Raw genomic sequence first — 18,376 nt, forward strand, 5'->3', positions numbered from 1 at the left:
AGAGGGGAAGTTAGGGCATATGGAATTTTCAATTTTACTTGAGTATGGTTGGGTACTACTTGTGTTGGTTGCACTTGAAGGGCTTTTAGCAGCTGATAATGCGCTTGTGTTGGCGATAATGGTAAGGCATCTACCAGAAGAAGAAAGGAAAAAAGCGTTATTCTATGGACTTGCAGGAGCGTTTGTTTTCCGTTTTGGCTCGCTGTTTGCGATTTCGTATCTTGTCGATGTATGGCAGGTTCAAGCGATTGGCGCCATATATTTAATATTTATTGCTTTGAACCATATATTTAGAAAACTTCTAGTAAAGAAGAGTGAAAAAAACATTTCTGAGGAAAAAGAAACGAAGAAATCGGGATTTTGGACGACGGTTTTCAAAGTTGAACTAGCGGATATTGCGTTTGCAGTAGATTCAATACTTGCCGCCGTTGCATTGGCGATGGCGCTTCCTAATACGAACTTACCGAATATTGGCGGCCTAGACGGCGGTAAGTTTATCGTAATCTTTGCAGGTGGATTAATCGGATTAATTATCATGCGTTTTGCGGCCAATGTGTTTGTGAAACTACTGCATACTCGACCGGGCCTTGAAGTGGCTGCATTTATGATCGTCGGATGGGTCGGTGTGAAACTAGCTATTTACACGTTATCACATCCAGCGCTAGCCATATTGCCTGAAGCGTTCGCCCATTCAGCAGCTTGGAAGATTATCTTTTATGTCATGTTGATTTTGATTGCACTAGGCGGCTGGTTTTTTTCAAAAGAGAAACTGGACCCTGTAAAAGGATAAGGAGAATCCCCGAATGAGAAAGTTCACTTCTTCAGAGGTCGGATGATAGTGAGGTCGAACCAGGTGTTTCTTATGAAACAATAATGGTTCGACTTTTTTTACGTTTTTGGCTATGTTTAGCAAAAAACAAGATCTTCATATAACATAGCCCATTTTTTTGTACATATTTATTAGAATATGTGTAATTACTCTATAGACATAAAAAGAGAAAGGAGGAAAACTTATATGTTTGTATTAAACGTTGATCTATTTTTATTCCATTCTTCTGCCAAAATCCCGTAAACAACGTGGTCAACATAATGGTCATATAGCCATTCTGCTTGTCTAATAGATCCTTCATTTACAAAGTTTAATCTTTCGGGAATACTTCTACTCTTCTTATTTCCAACCGCAGCTCTAATCTCCACTTTATTAAGGTCTAACTCACTAAAAGCATAATCCGTCAATGCTTTCGCCACCTTGGTCATAATTCCATTTCCTTGGTAGTCTTCTCCAAGCCAATAACCGATATAAGCTGTTTTGTTGGACCAATTTATACTATTGTAACCTGCCACTCCAACAATTTTCCCTTTAAATAAAATAACTGTATTCAGGCTCTTATTTTCAGCGAGATCCTTTAAAGCTATTTTGATAAACTCTAATGTATCTTCAAGTTTTGTTGTAGTGTTTAACCAAGGAAGCCATTCTTTAAGATATTCTCTTGAATGATTTGTTAATTCAAATACCCTTTCCCCATCTCTTAATTCCATTAGTTTTAAAGATAAGTCTTCATCCATTTTATGTACAAACATAATATCCCCTCCAAATAATTTATTTTGAATTTTAACATACTTCCGATTAAGTATAGTAATTTATGATAAAATTTTGGTTATATTAGGAAAATTTTGATGGTTTATTTGTAGCTGATGAAGTTCTTGCAATGAAATTCAGTGTGGTTGGGCAACTAGCCACAGTCTTTAAGGGGGGATTTGCCCATGATATATGCTTTCAAAACGACCAGAATGGAAAGATGTTATTATTTTAGTAAATAGATAAATTTAGAGACGGAGGTAGGCAACATGAAGAAATACATCGAACAGCTTAAACCGACGCTAGATGGCATATTTGAGCATTTGCATCAGCATCCAGAGGTCAGTTGGAAGGAATATGAGACAACTGCGTATCTTCAGCAGGTACTTGAAGCACATGGTTTTCCAGTCCATATGTTTGTTGATTGTACAGGGCTTGTTGTAGAAATGGGTAGCGGTGATTTTTGTGTGGGTCTGAGAACAGACATGGATGCGCTTTGGCAAGAAGTGAACGGTCAATTTCAAGCCAACCATAGCTGTGGTCATGATGCACATATGACGATGACGATTGGAGCCATGCTACTTCTAAAAAAAATGAACGCCTTTCAAAAAGGAAGGTTCAAGTTTATTTTTCAACCAGCAGAAGAGAAAGGAACCGGCGCGTTAAAGATGATTGAAAAGCACGTTGTGGACAATGTTGATTTTCTTTATGGTGTTCACTTAAGACCGATTCAAGAGTTGAGGAGCGGTCTAGCGGTTGCCGCGATTTACCATGGCGCAGTGAAATTTATCGAAGGAGAAATTATCGGCGAGGATGCTCACGGTGCACGTCCTCATCTTGGGCAGAATGCGATTGAAATCGGTTCCTCATTTATTCAGGAAATAAAGGGTATTCACCTCGATCCAATGGTTCCTTATACAGCGAAAATGACTAAATTTATAGCTGGTGGTGATTCTGGAAATCTAATTCCAGGGAAAGCTTCGTTTTGTATAGATTTACGGGCGCAAACGAATGAAGTAATGGATGAGCTAACTGAAAAAGTCGAGAAAATAGCAAGTGCATTGGCGAATTTATATGGGGTGAAAATCCATTTGGAAGCGAAGGGGGATGTAGCTGCGGCAGTTGTGAATCAAGAGGCAAGAGGCTATATGGAAAAAGCAATTGTTGAAAGCATTGGAGCGAAGCATCTAAGGAAGCCAATTGTTTCTTCAGGTGGCGAGGATTTTCATTTTTATAGACTAAAAAACCCTCATTTAAAAACGACAATGCTTGGCTTAGGCTGTGATTTACAACCGGGGCTACATCATCCACATATGACCTTTAATCATGATTGTATCTATACAGGGGCGGAGATTTTAGCAAGAACGGTGTTACAAACCATTGAAGCATATAAAAGGGGAGAAGTAATATGCCTTCCTTGATAACAACTAAAAAACTATGAAGATCTGCAGCTCGTTTAAAAATTAGAAAAGAACGTCTTGAATATGGAACCGCTCCCTCTTCACCAACCGCTTACAGCCGCTCCGAATCATTGCAGTTTGTCTTGTATTGCCTCCGATTTTTAAACTACTGCATAAGTGGAAAATTCGAAAAATGTACATTTCCATATCTCAGCTTAATGTATGACATGTTAACGGCGTAGCTAAGTATGACGTATTTGATCTACCCTTTTTCAACCCTGATAAATGTAGCGATGAATCACATATTCTATTCGGTAGATGAATATATTTGATAGTGGCTAAGAACGGATAAATGAGGTGGGGTATGTTTATCTATGTGGTTAAAGCAGGGGATTCCATATATTCCATTGCAACAAAATATCATGTTTCAATGGATAGTATCTGGTTTAAAAACGCATTAAAAACAGATCGCCTGGTACCTGGACAAGATTTAATCGTCCCTACGAATGTGTATATTGTTCAACCAGGGGATTCTCTTTATACTATAGCCCAAATGGCTTTACTTTCAGTGGAAACGATCCGTCTTATAAATTGTCTATGTTCGGATGAATTATGGGTTGGTATGAATATATATATTCCACCCAGGTTGAAATATATTGCACAAGATTTCGGTTATCTTACGCCTTCCACACCTGGAAAGAATCAAATCAATGTTCAAAGATTTGCCTCCATCACTTCTTATTATGGCGTTTTTGAGTATCATATTCTTGAAGATGGAAGTTTAAGCTCAATAGCTAATGACCAACAATTTATTACATTAATCAGAGGGAATCAAGTAGCACCACTGGCTGTAATAACCAATTTAACGGAGACGGGATTTAATCCAGATTTAGTAGGAAAAATCTTAAATAATCCTGAATTAAGACAGCGGGCGATTGATCATATTTACAATCTGATCAAAAGTAAGAACTACGCTGGGGTGAATATTGATTTTGAAAGAGTGCGTGGGGTAGATCGGGATATATATAGTGGTTTCTTACGTTTGTTACGAGAGCGATTAAAGCCAGAAGGATATTATACGTCCGTTGCCGTGCCCGCGAAAACAAGTGATGATATATCCTGGTTACAAGGATATGATTATGGAGGAATTGGTGCTGCTGTTGATTTTGTCTTTATTATGGCCTATGACTGGCATGAAGCAAGTAGTCCACCTGGCCCTGTTGCTCCTATAAAAGAAGTGAGAAAAACAATCGAATATGCTCAAAAGTTCATGAGAAGAAATAAAATCATCCTTGGTGTACCAAGGTATGGATATGATTGGACAATGTCTAATGGGACTGTTATGAACGCACGTGCTATTTCTGTTAAGGATGCAATCGAGACAGCTATGAAATATCAGGTACCCATTCAATATTCCATTCAAGATCAACAACCTTTCTATCGCTACCAGGATGAATCTGGTAAGCTACATATCGTTTGGTTCGAAGACGCAAAGGCTCTTGCTCAAAAACTCCAAATGGTAGTTGATTACCGGTTAAAAGGAATTGGAGCCTGGCAATTAGGATTACACTTTCCTCAAGCAGGCTATTTAGTAGATGAATTTCTGACAAAGAAATTGTAAGTAATAATCATCTTTAACAATTAAAAACTATAAAGTAATTGATCTTTATTGATTGGAAGAGGAATCAAAGAAAGAGGGCGTATAAGGGTCTGACCTCGTATCTAAATCAGTATGTAGTGTTCCATACACTAATCTTGTACTGTATTTAGTTGTTGCGAGGTCTGATCCTTTGCTTTTTTTAGAGAAATTCGAATGTTGACTGGCATTAAAAAAAGCCTTGCTGTTCAATAGCATAGTTGATATATTTCATATTGGTAGAAAATTAAACAAATTTGGAGGAAATCGTCATTGAAAAAAGGGAGTTTAACAATCGTACTTATTATCGTGATCCTAATTGCAGGGTATTTTAGCATCAAATTTGAGCCTGAATCTGAGAAGAAAGATGTTTCTCAAAAAGAAACGAGTGCTTCGAGATATCTTGAAAAGGTAGATACAAATTATTCTTTTGATTTGACTAAAAAGCTAACAACCTATAAATCAAACGAGAAATTAGGCTATCGACCAGCAGGCTCGAAAGCTGAGTTTGAGGCTGGAGAAATGCTGACAGAAGAATTTAAAAAGATTGGATTGAAGAATGTTACGAAGGACGAAGTAACTGTAGATAGCTGGGAGTTTGAGAAAGCAGACCTCACATATGTTGATCAAAATAATGAGAGACATGAATTGGTCTTAGGCGGCTATCAGGCGAAATTTGTAACAGATGGACCTGAAGAATTTGAAGTCGTCTATGCAGGAAAAGGAACGAAACAGGATCTGGAAGGTCTTGATGTGAAAGGAAAATTAGTTTTAATAGATATTAATCAAAGAGATGAATGGTGGATTAATTACCCTGCTTATCAAGCTTCGTTAAAAGGGGCAAAAGCGGTTCTTGCTGCACAAAAGGGGGGATATGGGGAGATAGACCCAGAGGCATTGAATGCACAAGATTTGTGCGGACCGGATGATACTCCAGCGTTTTCAATTTCGAGAAAAGATGCAGACGGTTTACTTGCATTAATGAATGAGACGAAACAAGAAAACTTACGGGTAACATTGGACGCCGTATCAATCGTTGAGAAAGATGCGAAGTCGTATAATATTGTTGGCGAAATTCCAGGGAAAGACAAGGATTCTATCATTCTGTTAAGCGCTCATTATGATGCGTATTTTGATGGCTTCCAAGATGATTCCGCTGCGATTGGCTTGTTAGCTGGTATTGCCAAAGGGCTAATTGACAGCAACTACGAACCGGAGAAAACCATTGTATTTGTCGCTCAGGCTGCAGAAGAATGGGGAATTGCTAATTCAAGATATGATTGGTCCACGGGTGCCTATGGACAAATCTTTGAAGCGCGTCCAGAATGGCAGAAACAAGTTGTCGCAAACATTAACTTTGAATTACCTGCCTATGAGCATACAAGCGCAGATGAAATACGATCCATTTATGAATTAGATCAGTTTTTGACAAAGTTTTCGAAAGAAGTACCGAAAGTAGACGGAGTTTATAAAGATGGAATTAGTGTTGTTTCTCCATTACGAACATGGTCTGACGATTTTTCTTATTCATTGGGAGGAATTCCTGCACTGCGCAATGATTTTCAAGACTCTGATTTTATGAAAACTCATTATCATTCTCAGTTCGATAATGAATCTACTTATAACGAAAAAGCTTTTGAATTCCATCATAATCTGTATGGCTTGCTCGTTCAAGCATATGATCAAACAGCTGTTATGCCGTTGGATTTTACAGAACGTTTTAAAGCGATGAAAGAAACTATCAATAAAGATGTGAATGCTACTGCAGGAATTGATACTACAGAATTGAATGCAGGATTGGATATGGTAATTGCTACTGCTGAAAAAGTAACCAAACAAGTCAATAAGATTAATGCTGATTATAAGGCTGCACTTGTAGACGGAGATGAGAATAAAGCGAATAAATTACTATCTAAAAATAAGGATTTTAATGAGAAATTGCGTGAAATTTTCCGTTATTCTCAAGATAACTTCTTGAAACTAACATGGGAAGATGAGCCGCTTTTTCCTCATGAGCATGCACAGAACAACCTTGATGCGATTAGCCTTGCATTAGACGTTTTGCAAAAAGGGGATGTGAATGTGGCGCTTGATGAATATTTATGGCTCGTTGATAATAACTGGTATGCCTATCATTTTGATCGTGAAACATTTGACTTTTTTACGAATCAGGTACTTGACCAAGGTGCAGATCGATTAAGCTGGGGGAACGGGAAAATCATAGGACATGAGGATCTATATGACGTAATCAACAGTCTTCAATCGAAGTCTGATACGAAAGACTCGAAAGTGGATGCTGAAATCCAGGCATTGAAGAATGCAGAAGAAAATCAGAAGGCTCTATTAAAGCAGACAATTGATAAAGAAGTAAGTGACATTCATGCATTGGAAGAAAAACTGAATGCAATTGTAGAGTAATAGGTACCCAAACAGCAGATATTTTGTTGTTTGGTTTTTTTTTTGTGAGAAGGGTAGTAGCTTCAAATTTATAATCTATTTCCAATAAATTATAAGTTTGAAGTCGGTTTTGAGGATATAATTAATTAAATTTTCAAAAAACTATTGCGTAATTAAAATGAACGAGTTAGAATCAAGACAATAAATGTAATCGATTACATTTAAAGTAAGGGGTAGAAGAAAATGGTGAAAATGAGTGATGTGGCAAAACTGGCGAATGTATCAACAGCTACCGTGTCGAGAGTGCTTAGAAATCCTGAAACTGTCAAAAAGATAACCCGGCAAAAGGTTTTTGAAGCCATTAAACAGCTAGATTATCAGCCAAACATTTTAGCCCGTCATTTTCGAACGAATCAAACAAAGACGATTCTAGTTGTTGTACCTAGTTTAACGAATTTAGTGTTCTCAGAAATGATTTCCGGGATTGACACAGTAGCAACCGAAAAAGGCTATCAAGTTTTGTTGGGTAATACAAATAAAGAGATAGAAAAAGCACAAAGTTATATTAATCATTTAAAACAGAAACAAGTAGATGGCGTTATTTTATTAACAGTTAAATTAGCTCAGGAGCTATGGGAGGAGATTGCTCACGACTATCCGATTGTACTTGCTTCTGATTTTGTTGAAGACCTAGACATACCTGCTGTTTGTATTGACAATATCAACTGTGGGTATCAAATAACCGAGCATTTAATAAAATTAGGCCATCAAAAAATTGCTCATGTTTCAGGGGCTCTCGATGTGGCAATCAGTCGTGAGCGCGTAAAAGGGTATCGTAAAGCATTACATCATTACAATATACCTTTTGATGAATCGCTTATGATTGAAGCAGATTACTCAATTGGAAGTGGCTATTCATCGGTAAGAAAATTAATGAAGCAGGACAATCAGCCAACTGCTATTTTCTTTGGAAACGATGAAATGGCAATGGGTGGAATCAAAGCAGCAAAAGAAATGGGAATTAGAGTACCGGAAGATTTAGCAGTGATTGGATTTGATGATATTAAATTTTCAGCTGTTTTTGATCCAGCACTGACAACGATTGCTCAACCGTTTCATGAGATGGGTAGAAAATCTATGGAATGGCTTTGGAAAATTATGAATGATGAGGCACTTGAACATGAAAAATATGTCATTGAAAGTCAGTTTATCATTCGTGAATCATGTGGCGCCAACATAAAAGGACAGTAATTTTATGTAGAAGGAAAATGTAATCGATTACATTCCAATAAATTGAAAAGGGGGATTTTCATGACAGCTATTCCAGTTGCACTTCAAATGTTTACATTAAGAGAGGAAAGCAGCAAAGATTTTACTGGCACATTGAAAAAAGTAGCAGAGTTCGGCTACCAAGGGATTGAATTTGCCGGGTATGGCGATTTAACAACGACAGAATTAAAAGTCGTTATGGATGATTTAGGTCTTCGTGCAGCATCCAGCCATATACCTCTTATAGAGATGGAGGCAGATTTAACTAAAATAATTGATGATCAGCATAGAATTGGGAGCAATAAGCTTGTTTGTCCCTATCTTCCTCCCGAAAGAAGAACAGAAGAAGATTACCGTGAACTCATTACGCTATTAAATCGTTTTGGAGAAATATGCAGCAAAGAAGGCATTACACTATGCTATCACAACCATGATTTTGAATTAGAAAAACTTTCGGATGGGCGTACAGCGCTTGAAACGATTTTTGAGGAAACGAATCCAGAATGGGTGAAAGCGGAATTTGATATATATTGGCTGACTAAAGCCGGGCAAAATCCGTTAGCTTGGATCAAGCAATATCCTAACAGAACACCGATTATTCACTTGAAAGACATGACAACTGATGAAGAACAGTTTTTTGCCGAATTGGGTACTGGAGGCGTTGACCTTGAATCTGTACTTGGAATAGGTGAAGAAGCCAATGTGGAATGGTGGGTTGTGGAACAAGATAGAAGCAGGCGTTCACCACTTGAAAGCATTGAAATGAGCATGAAGTATTTGAAGAAGCGATTGCCTCACTTAGCGAACGTGTAAACTACTATATTCATATAAACCAGGAGGGAAGACTATGAGAAAATTTCTAGCAACGTTAACGGCTGCCTCAATGATCATGCTCGCAGCTTGTGGAGGAGAGGGAACCGGCTCAAAAGCGACAGGGAAAAGTGGATCGGGTGAAAAAGTGATTGAAGTGTGGCATATCGAACCGGGAGAGCGGGAAAAATATTTTGAAAATGTAGTAGCTCAGTTTGAGCAAGATCACCCAGGTACAAAAGTAAAACTCGTTCGTATTCCAAATGATGCTTACAAGCAAAAGCTTTCCGTAGCTATGTCGGGCGGTAATCCTCCTGATGTTTTTCAAAGCTGGGGTGGTGGCTGGCTGAAAAACTTTGTTGATCAGGGTAACGTACTTGATATTACAGACCAAGTCGACCAAGATTTGTACCTTGAAAATGCCATTGCTAACACGAAATTTGATGAAAAAGTATACGGCGTCCCTCTAGGTATTTCAACAGATGTTATGTTCTATAATAAAGAAATCTTTGCTAAGTACAATTTGAAAGAACCGAAAACATATGAAGAATTTGTTCAAGTGATTGAGACACTAAAAGAAAATAAAATCATTCCAATAGCATTAACAAATAAAACAAAATGGCCGGGCGCTTACTTCTTTATGAATTTTGTTGGCCGCATCGCAGGCCCTGAATTATTTGATAGTGCGTTTAAACGAACAGGAAGCGGATTTGATGACCCAGCATTTATACAAGCCGGTGAGTATATTCAAGAATTAGTGAAAATGGAAGCGTTTAATCCAGGAGCAAATGGCATTCCTGTTGATGAAGGGCGTGGTCGTCAACTTCTATACACAGGTGAAGCAGCCATGATGGATATGACTACTTCTTTCATTAATAATATACGGGCAGAAAATCCGGATTTTGAAAAGAAACTAGGTTTCTTCCCATTCCCGACAGTACCGGATGGTAAAGGGATTCAAACGGAAATCGGCGCAGCAACAGGTCCTGTTTTTTCTGTATCGAAAAGCGCAAAAGAGCCCGATCTTGCTGCACAGCTGATTAATGAATTGACAACAAAGGAAAATGCGCAAATCTATACAGATAAGACGGGCTCTTTAACAGCGATAAAAGGTGCTATTCCAACTGATGAAACGATGAAGCCACTTTATGAGTTGATTCAAAATGCAACGTTCATGCAAATGCCGTACGATCAAACATTGCCGCCAGAACTCGCTGAACTTCATAAAGACACAACTCAGGCACTTTTCGGGCTAACAATGACACCGAAGGAAGCAGGAAAGAAGATGGAAGCGAAAGCGAAAGAAATGCTTGATAAGTAAAAGTAGAGGCTGTCCCATGAAAAACGGGTCAGACCCCACATTTCCTATAAATCGCGTAGAAAACACAATAAACGGGTGTATAGAGTGTGAGGTCGAGACCCATTTGGGACAAACAAAGGAGGGATTATTATGAATGCTCAGACAGAAAGAATAGAGATCATACAGAAAACTGAAAAAGTAAAGTCGAGGAAAACAGCACGTACTAAACATATAATGACAATTTGCTTATTCATTGCCCCAGCCTTGCTCGTTTACCTTCTATACGTTGTATATCCTATATTTGCGACGTTAAATTATAGCTTTTACAATTGGGACGGGACAACTGAAAAAACATTTGTTGGTCTTGGAAACTATGTAGAGCTTTTCAAAGATGCGATATTTTGGACTGCGCTGAAAAATAATGTCTGGGTTGTTCTTACATCTGTTTTTGTTCAGATTCCGCTAGGTTTGATTATGGCGCTTATGCTATTTGCTCCTATCAAAGGGCTTCGTTTATTTAACAGTATTTATTTTCTCCCATTTTTAATGTCTACAGTGGCAATTGGCATGCTCTGGGTGCTCATGTTTGACCCAATCAATGGTGTCATTAATTTGTTTATTAATTTTCTTGGATTTGAAAATATCGCTTGGCTCAGCGATGAAAATACAGCGATGATAGCTGTTTTATTAGTCGTCGTCTGGCAGTTTTCTCCATTTTATATGATTTTGTTTAAAGCAGCACTTGTTGGAATTTCTGAAGAATTATATGAAGCCGCCCAAATTGATGGGGCAAATACATGGCAAAAATTTAAAAATATTACGATTCCCCTTTTATTGCCGACAATTATCAGCTCTTCAATCTTAGCGATTGTTGGATCACTTAAAGCATTTGATATTTTCTATATTATGACTGGTGGCGGGCCGAACGGCGCAACTGAATTAATGGGTACTTATATGTTTAAACAGGCGTTTAATAATTTCAATATGGGTTATGCCAGTGCTATCGCCTTCTTGATGTTTTTTCTTGCGTTAATCGTCACAATTATTATTCAAGTCCTAGAATCCGTACGTAAGCGAAAAGGAGGATACGAGTAATGGCAGTTATGAAAAAATCCCCCCTTTATATCATAGCTTTATTATTGCTTGTTTTTACTGGTTATCCATTTCTCTATATGATTTCCACGTCGTTAAAAACACAAGGAGATTTCTTTGAAAAACCGTTCTCTCTCTTTAGTTCTTTTAATTTCAGTAATTATACTTCTGTTTTCGAAATGGGGATCAGCCACTACTTCTTTAACAGTTTAATCATATCAGTGGCTGCTGTCGTGATTGTTATGTTTATTGCGGCATTGGCAAGTTATCCACTAAGTAGGATGAAATTTAAGTTTAATCGTCCACTCTTCCTATTATTTATTTCTGGAATGATGCTTCCTATTCACGCAACGCTAATTCCTATTTTTAAACTGACTCAAAGTATGGGGATTTACGATACATTATGGGCGCTGTTAGGACCATATATTGCTTTTAGTTTACCGATTTCCATTTTTATTTTGACACAGTTTATGCAGGAGATTCCAAAGTCACTAGAGGAAGCAGCGGAGATGGACGGCTGTACGCCTTTCGGTATTTTCTGGCGGGTCATTTTGCCGATGTTGACACCAGCATTGATGACCGTATTTATCTATAATATGATTCACTTATGGAATGAATTTATTTTCGCCTTAGTCTTACTTTCAAGTCCTGAAAATCGGACGATTCCACTTGGTCTCCAGGACTTTTATGGCGAGTTTTCAGTAAACGTTCCGGGGTTAATGGCTGCATTAACACTATTTAGTCTGCCAATTCTCGTTGTGTACTTCTTCACTCAGGAAAAAGTAGTTAAAGGTTTGGCGGGTGGATCTGTTAAAGGGTAAAAGGTATTGTGCTATATACATTAAGAAATCTAGATCTATTAGCTGAATATACGAGGAGGAAATAATATGAAAAAGTTAAAAGTAGGTGTGATTGGCTGTGGCAGTATTGCGAGGCGTCGGCATTTAATTGAATATGAAGCAAATGAACAGGTGGAAATTGTTGCTGTTTGCGATCTTAAAGCAGAGCGGGCTGCAGAAAGTGCCAAAAAGTATGCTGCAAAGGCATTCACAGACTACAAAGAACTGTTACGTTTAGCAGAAATTGATGCGGTCAGTATCTGTCTGCCAAACTATTTGCACGCACCAGTTTCCATTGATGCGCTTATGGCTGGAAAACATGTTCTATGTGAAAAGCCAATGGCCACATCAGAGGAAGAAGCGAAAGCCATGATAGAAGCGGCAGAAATGAGTGGCAAAAAGCTGATGATTGCTCATAATCAACGCTTTGTTTCTTCTCACCAAAAAGCGAAGGAACTCATTGACAGTGGGAAGCTCGGGAAAATTTACAGTTTTAAAACAACATTTGGTCATCCGGGTCCGGAAGCATGGAGTATCGACGGCGCAGGAAGCTGGTTCTTTAATAAAGAGCAGGCATTTATCGGGGCCATGGGGGATCTCGGCGTACATAAAGCAGATTTAATGCGCTATTTACTTGGTGAATTTACCGAAGTAGGGGCATTTATTGAAACAAATGCAAAAGAAAATACTGAAGTGGATGACAATGCGGTTTATATTTTACGTACATCATCAGGTATTATCGGTACGCTGGCAGCAAGCTGGTCATATGTAACAGGCGGCGATAACTCTACTGTTATTTATGGAGAAAAAGGTGTACTACGTCTTGAAGCCGATCCTGTATATTCATTGATTGAAGAATATCGGACTGGCGAAACAGTCCATCATAAACTAGATAAAATTCAAACAAATGAAGAAGGGGGGAACACGACGACGCATGTGATTGATCACTTTATTGAATGCATCATTAACGATAAAGAACCGCTTATTAGTGGAGAAGAAGGAATGAAATCGCTGCAAATTGTTTTGGCTGCGCTCGAATCCAATGAAACGAAACAAATTATTTCATTAAAGCAAGGAGCGGAAGTCATTTAAAACCTTGTGTCCTGACAGGGTGTGAGGGAAAAATTATTACGTTCTGTCAGAGACCTGTATGCTTGCAGAAGTTTATAGCGTGAACTTTGGATGGGACTGTCTGTCGGACTTTTTAAAGAAAGCATTCAAAGGAATTAAGACGCATACTTTTTGCAGAAAGTGATTGTCACTTTCTGTTTTTATTTTTTAATGGAAAGATATGTCCTTGTTTGATCGATTACTATTAACCGACAAAAGATCGGTGCATAGATGAATCCTTAGGCTAATTTTTTAGAAAGCAAAATGATATTCTTCTAGCAGCAGGAAAATACTTATATGGTGCAGAAGGTATGTCGAGACAAGAAAGGAAGTGATGATTTAATTTTTAAAAAGAGGCAACGGCCGCTGATTGTGCAAAAATTAGAGGCATTAGTAGGAAGATTGCCAGAAAATCATCCGAAAAGGCCGCTAGTTGAAAAGGATTTGGTGAAACGACTGGCAGGTTATCGTGGTGAAAAGGCTGTTGATTTTCATTTAATGGATGTTCCGAATAAGCAATCCCTCATTTTACATGATCTTCGTTTGAAGGCAAGCTCCCACTATTTTCAACTTGATACCATCATTCTCACACAAACATTCATATTTTTACTTGAAAGCAAAAATATATCGGGTACCTTATATTTTGATGAAAATTTCCAACAAATGATTCGAACATATAATGAAAAGGAAACCGCGTTTCCAGATCCTTTTCTACAAATTCAGCGTCAGGAAAAACAGTTGGTCAACTGGTAGAACAACATCTGTCTGCTTTGCCAATTAAATCGTACATAATCATCAGCAATCCAGCTACAATCATTAAAACATCACCTCTCAATTACCGGATTAAAGATCGAATCATGCATGCAGCAAATCTGCCGAATAAATGGGCCAATCTGGAACAAATGTATCTTGAAGAAAAGCCGAATGGAAAGAGATAAAAAGACTTGCTCGATTACTTCTGAAAAAAGATACGCCACTTGTAACGGATGTATTGGGCAATTACTCGATACCAATTTCAGACGTTCTTACAGGTATTTTCTGTTCTACATGCTTGTATTCAGTGATGGAACGGAAAAAGAGCAGTTGGTATTGCCCTTTATGCTTATCTAAAGAGAAAGACGTACATTTGCAGGCACTTCAAGATTACTATCTTCTCATCGATTCCTCAATCACGAACCGTCAATGTCGAGATTTTCTACATGTATCTTCTGATTCGATTGCCCGCAAACTGCTGATTGCTATGAATATTCCCTTTTCAGGAACGAATAAAGGGAGGGTTTATCATTTTTTTGAGGGGAAAAATGATAATGGCTGATATAATAGTAAAAACCGCTGATATATGTGTAATATGGCTGATAAAATGAAAAATCGGCTGATATACGCAAAAAAGCTCCTTTGAATAGGGGAAAACTTCCTTTAAAATGAATCTAGCAACCTTGAAAGTGAGAGATTGATGAGAATTAATAAATATATAAGTGAAACGGGCTTCTGTTCAAGACGGGAAACGGACCGATTAATTGAAGCAAAGAGAATTACCATTAACGAAATAGTTTGTGAAACTGGAGATACGGTAGCACCAGGGGATGTGGTGTTGATTGATGGCAAGACGATACCGAAAAAAGCAGATTCGGTCTATCTTCTACTGAATAAACCGGTTGGAATTACCTGTACTGCCGCTCCTCATGTTGCAGGTAATATTATTGAATACGTCAACTATCCGATCCGAATTTTTGCTGTGGGAAGATTGGATAAGGCGTCGGAAGGATTGATTCTTTTAACGAATGATGGCGATATCGTGAATAAGATGATGCGCTCGGAGAATGCTCATGAGAAGGAATACTTGGTTACGGTTGATCGGCCGATTACAGACGATTTTATCGAAAAAATGGCCAGTGGTGTCGAAATTCTGGGCGTCATGACAAAGCCATGTGAAGTAATTAGTATGAATGATTATGAGTTTAAGATCATTTTGACACAAGGCCTCAACCGGCAAATACGGAGAATGTCAAAGGCTCTCGGCTATAAAGTGACAAAGCTTGAACGGGTACGAATTATGAATCTTACATTAACTGGCCTAGAACGCGGGGCCTATCGGGGGCTAACAAATGAAGAGCTGAAACTGCTACTTTCTAGTTTACATGAAGGAGAGAAGCATTCGTAATTAAGAAAAATAAAACTGAGGTGAGCATCAATGCTTATTTTGAAAAAGAATATTGAAAACATCAACGGTTATCTACTCCATGGTCACAAGAATGAAGATGCTTCTCAGTGGTTGTGATGTCGAAGAAGTTCATCGAGGATATACTTTTAGTTTGTGACCGATTTACGATTATCGATGTTAAGTAATGAAATCAGAGAAGGCATCAATTGTATATCCCGATGCCTTCTCTGATCTATTCCAGAAATAAGCCAATCTAACAAGCACTCCAATACAGATTCATATTGTTCTTTTTCCTGTAAGTTTCTTAATTCTCTGTATTCCTTGCACGCAACAAGTACGAGAGGGCTTTGTTATTTTACTTGCGATATTTAATAGTGCGATTTAAGTATACAGCCATTTGTTGTAGGGATAACTTGGTATTGTTGCAGAAGCCATCAACCACCATGAAAACTGATCATACTACTTTTAAAATCTAAAAAAAGAATTATTCTGTATAACCCGGGATCATCTATTTCCCACGCTTTTTCCTATGTTTAAAAAAAGCAATGATAAGAAGTAAAACAGGAATAATCACTTGAAATGGGAGCTGTATGGGAAGCTGGATAAACTTTGTCCCTTCACTAATATGCTCCGCGTAATTACTGGCAATGGTGATCGACAAAAGTAAAATGACAATCCCAATCGGATAAACGAGTCGCGACGGTGCTTTGAAGTTAAACAGGTTTGCGATTCCTGTTACAGCCCCATAGAAATACAAACTTATTTTAAAGAAACCTCCAAAAATCAATGTAATCATAAAATAGGCATCTAGACGTTCCAGAAATCCATCTATCTGGATCGTCTGTATGGTTGAAAGAAGGGGAAACTGCGAGCGCGAAGTGAGGTTTACACCGAGAACGCTGATGTTAATAACCATTATGAACGCTAGTATAAGGCCGCTTAACCCGAGGGCGAATAAACCAGCGAATTTTGCCTTTTTTGATTGATTCAAATACGGCAAAATCATTGCAAAAACAATGGCTTCCCCAAATGGAATGTACAAAGTTTGAGTGAATGTTGTTTTCAAAACGGGCATAATCCCTTCTTCAAGAACGGGTAGTAAGTTTTTGAAATCGATTATACCAGAAATGAATATAAGAATATTTCCACTAATGCCCAGAAAAAATATTAATACAAAAATCAATTCTCCAGTTCTTGCTACTACCTCGATTCCTTTTCGGGTTGAATAGATGATAACAAGGAGGAATAAGGCATTTACAATAAACAAAGGTGTTCGCGGATAGGCAAATGTAATCAACATTTCACCGAAATCTCGCAATACCCTTGCCGCTAAATACATAAAGTAGAGGATGTAAAGAAAGGCAAGAAATTTTCCGAAAGATTTCCCCACTATTTTTTGCATATATTCCGTTGGAAGGATATCGGGATAATAGTGAAAAAGCCGATAATAGACTAAAAATAAAAAAAAGCTGCCTGCCATCCCCAGCAGAATGGCAAGCCAGGCATCCTGTTTCGCCTCTAAAGCAATAGGAATCAGTAAAGCACTGCCTAATTCGAATAAAACAATGAGCACGAATAGCTGGTATGCGCTGATTTTCGCCTTTTCCACAGATATCTCACCTCCTCTTGAACATGTCCTATAAGAATTATTCTTTATAGCCCTAGGATCATCTATTTCCCACGCTTTTTCCTATGTTTAAAAAAAGCAATAATAAGAAGCGAAACAGGAATAATCACTTGAAAAGGGAGAAATATGCGAAGCGAGATAAACCGCGTCCCTTCACTAATATGTTCCGCGTAATTGCTGGCAATCGTGATTGACAAAATCAAAATAACAATTCCCATCGGATAAACGAGCCTTGATGGTTCTTTGAAGTTAAACAAATTTGCGATTCCTGCTACAGCTACGTAGAAATACAAACTTATTTTAAAGAAACCTCCAAGAATCAAAGTAAGCATAAAATAGACATCAAGACGTTCCAAAAATTCATCTATCTGAATGGTCTGTATGGTTGAAAGAAGGGGAAATTGCGAGCGTGCAGTGAGGTTTACACCGAGAACGCTGATGTTAATAGCCACTACTAGTGTTAGAGCGAGGCCGCTAAACCCTAGGGCGTATACACCAATGCGTTTCCCCTTTTTAGATTGATTCAAATACGGTAAAATCATTGAAAAAACAACGGCTTCCCCAAATGGAATGTACAAAGTTTGAGTGAATGTTGTTTTCAAAACGGGCATAATCCCTTCTTCAAGAACGGGTAGTAAGTTTTTGAGATCCACTATACCAGAAATGGCTATAAGAATAGTTCCACTAATGCCAAGCAAAAGTAATATTAGAAAAAGCAATTCACCTGTTCTTGCTACTACCTCGATTCCTTTCCGAATTGTATAGATGATAACAACGAGGAATAAGGCAATTATAATAAACAAGGGTGTTTGTGGATAAGTAGATGTTATCAACATCTCTCCAAAGTCTCGCACCACCTTTGCTGCCATATACATAAAGTAGAGGATGTAGAGAAAGGCAAGAAATTTTCCGAAAGATTTCCCCACTATTTTTTGCATATATTCCGTTGGGAGGATATCGGGATAATAGTGAAAAAGTCGAAAATTGACTAAGAATAAGAAAAAGCCGCCTACCATCCCAAGCAGAATGGTAAGCCAGGCATCCTGTTTTGCATCTAACGCAAGAGGGATCAACAAGGTACTGCCCACTTCGAATAAAACAATGAGGACGAATAGCTGGTATGCGCTGATTTTCGCCTTTTCCACAGATATCTCCT

At 38.1% G+C, this 18,376-nt stretch carries 15 protein-coding genes; 12 read left to right on the top strand and 3 right to left on the bottom strand.

Going from position 1 to position 18,376, the window contains the following annotated elements:
• The first annotated feature begins 19 nt into the window (after positions 1 to 19).
• Positions 20 to 790: a TerC family protein gene (locus AC625_RS04265; RefSeq protein ID WP_049680150.1), complete on the top strand. Its 771-nt coding sequence runs from the start codon at positions 20 to 22 to the stop codon at positions 788 to 790.
• 221 nt (positions 791 to 1,011) lie between these two features.
• Here the strand turns inward: AC625_RS04265 and AC625_RS04270 are convergent, their stop codons facing one another.
• The gene (locus AC625_RS04270) at positions 1,012 to 1,581 is read right to left on the bottom strand and encodes a GNAT family N-acetyltransferase (protein ID WP_049680151.1); all 570 of its coding nucleotides are present in this window, start codon (positions 1,579 to 1,581) and stop codon (positions 1,012 to 1,014) included.
• Positions 1,582 to 1,848: 267 nt separating this feature from the next.
• Here AC625_RS04270 and AC625_RS04275 point away from each other — a divergent pair, with 267 nt between their 5' ends.
• The 11 genes from AC625_RS04275 to AC625_RS04330 all read left to right on the top strand — a co-directional run bounded on the left by AC625_RS04275 (position 1,849) and on the right by AC625_RS04330 (position 15,593).
• Positions 1,849 to 3,000, top strand: a complete 1,152-nt coding sequence (locus AC625_RS04275) for a M20 peptidase aminoacylase family protein (RefSeq protein WP_049680152.1) — start codon at positions 1,849 to 1,851, stop codon at positions 2,998 to 3,000.
• A gap of 343 nt (positions 3,001 to 3,343) precedes the next feature.
• Positions 3,344 to 4,600: a glycoside hydrolase family 18 protein gene (locus AC625_RS04280; RefSeq protein ID WP_049680153.1), complete on the top strand. Its 1,257-nt coding sequence runs from the start codon at positions 3,344 to 3,346 to the stop codon at positions 4,598 to 4,600.
• Between the two features lie 288 nt (positions 4,601 to 4,888).
• Positions 4,889 to 7,033 carry a M28 family peptidase gene (locus AC625_RS04285; protein ID WP_082190938.1) on the top strand — a complete coding sequence of 715 codons (2,145 nt, stop codon included), beginning with the start codon at positions 4,889 to 4,891 and terminating at the stop codon, positions 7,031 to 7,033.
• A gap of 222 nt (positions 7,034 to 7,255) precedes the next feature.
• Positions 7,256 to 8,263, top strand: coding sequence for a LacI family DNA-binding transcriptional regulator (locus tag AC625_RS04290; protein ID WP_049680154.1), 1,008 nt, complete (start codon positions 7,256 to 7,258; stop codon positions 8,261 to 8,263).
• Positions 8,264 to 8,323: 60 nt separating this feature from the next.
• Positions 8,324 to 9,094 carry a sugar phosphate isomerase/epimerase family protein gene (locus AC625_RS04295; protein WP_049680155.1) on the top strand — a complete coding sequence of 257 codons (771 nt, stop codon included), beginning with the start codon at positions 8,324 to 8,326 and terminating at the stop codon, positions 9,092 to 9,094.
• Between the two features lie 34 nt (positions 9,095 to 9,128).
• Positions 9,129 to 10,412, top strand: a complete 1,284-nt coding sequence (locus tag AC625_RS04300; RefSeq protein WP_049680156.1) for an ABC transporter substrate-binding protein — start codon at positions 9,129 to 9,131, stop codon at positions 10,410 to 10,412.
• A gap of 129 nt (positions 10,413 to 10,541) precedes the next feature.
• Positions 10,542 to 11,486 carry a carbohydrate ABC transporter permease gene (locus tag AC625_RS04305; protein WP_049680157.1) on the top strand — a complete coding sequence of 315 codons (945 nt, stop codon included), beginning with the start codon at positions 10,542 to 10,544 and terminating at the stop codon, positions 11,484 to 11,486.
• Entirely contained in the window at positions 11,486 to 12,304 is an 819-nt protein-coding gene (locus tag AC625_RS04310) for a carbohydrate ABC transporter permease (RefSeq protein WP_049680158.1), read from the top strand. The genes AC625_RS04305 and AC625_RS04310 overlap by 1 nt, the downstream gene beginning before the upstream one ends.
• A 66-nt stretch (positions 12,305 to 12,370) precedes the next feature.
• Positions 12,371 to 13,414: a Gfo/Idh/MocA family protein gene (locus AC625_RS04315; RefSeq protein WP_049680159.1), complete on the top strand. Its 1,044-nt coding sequence runs from the start codon at positions 12,371 to 12,373 to the stop codon at positions 13,412 to 13,414.
• A 315-nt stretch (positions 13,415 to 13,729) separates the two neighbouring features.
• Positions 13,730 to 14,185 (top strand): nuclease-related domain-containing protein, encoded by a 456-nt coding sequence (locus AC625_RS04320; RefSeq protein ID WP_049680160.1) that lies wholly within the window; start codon positions 13,730 to 13,732, stop codon positions 14,183 to 14,185.
• A 700-nt stretch (positions 14,186 to 14,885) separates the two neighbouring features.
• Positions 14,886 to 15,593: a pseudouridine synthase gene (locus AC625_RS04330; protein ID WP_049680162.1), complete on the top strand. Its 708-nt coding sequence runs from the start codon at positions 14,886 to 14,888 to the stop codon at positions 15,591 to 15,593.
• Positions 15,594 to 16,101: 508 nt separating this feature from the next.
• Here AC625_RS04330 and AC625_RS04335 read toward each other — a convergent pair.
• Positions 16,102 to 17,202: a GerAB/ArcD/ProY family transporter gene (locus AC625_RS04335; RefSeq protein ID WP_049680163.1), complete on the bottom strand. Its 1,101-nt coding sequence runs from the start codon at positions 17,200 to 17,202 to the stop codon at positions 16,102 to 16,104.
• Positions 17,203 to 17,264: 62 nt separating this feature from the next.
• Positions 17,265 to 18,365, bottom strand: coding sequence for a GerAB/ArcD/ProY family transporter (locus tag AC625_RS04340; protein ID WP_049680164.1), 1,101 nt, complete (start codon positions 18,363 to 18,365; stop codon positions 17,265 to 17,267).
• Positions 18,366 to 18,376 lie beyond the last annotated feature (11 nt).

It is taken from the genome of Peribacillus loiseleuriae, from assembly GCF_001183985.1.
Classification (GTDB): Bacteria; Bacillota; Bacilli; order Bacillales; family DSM-1321; genus Peribacillus; species Peribacillus loiseleuriae.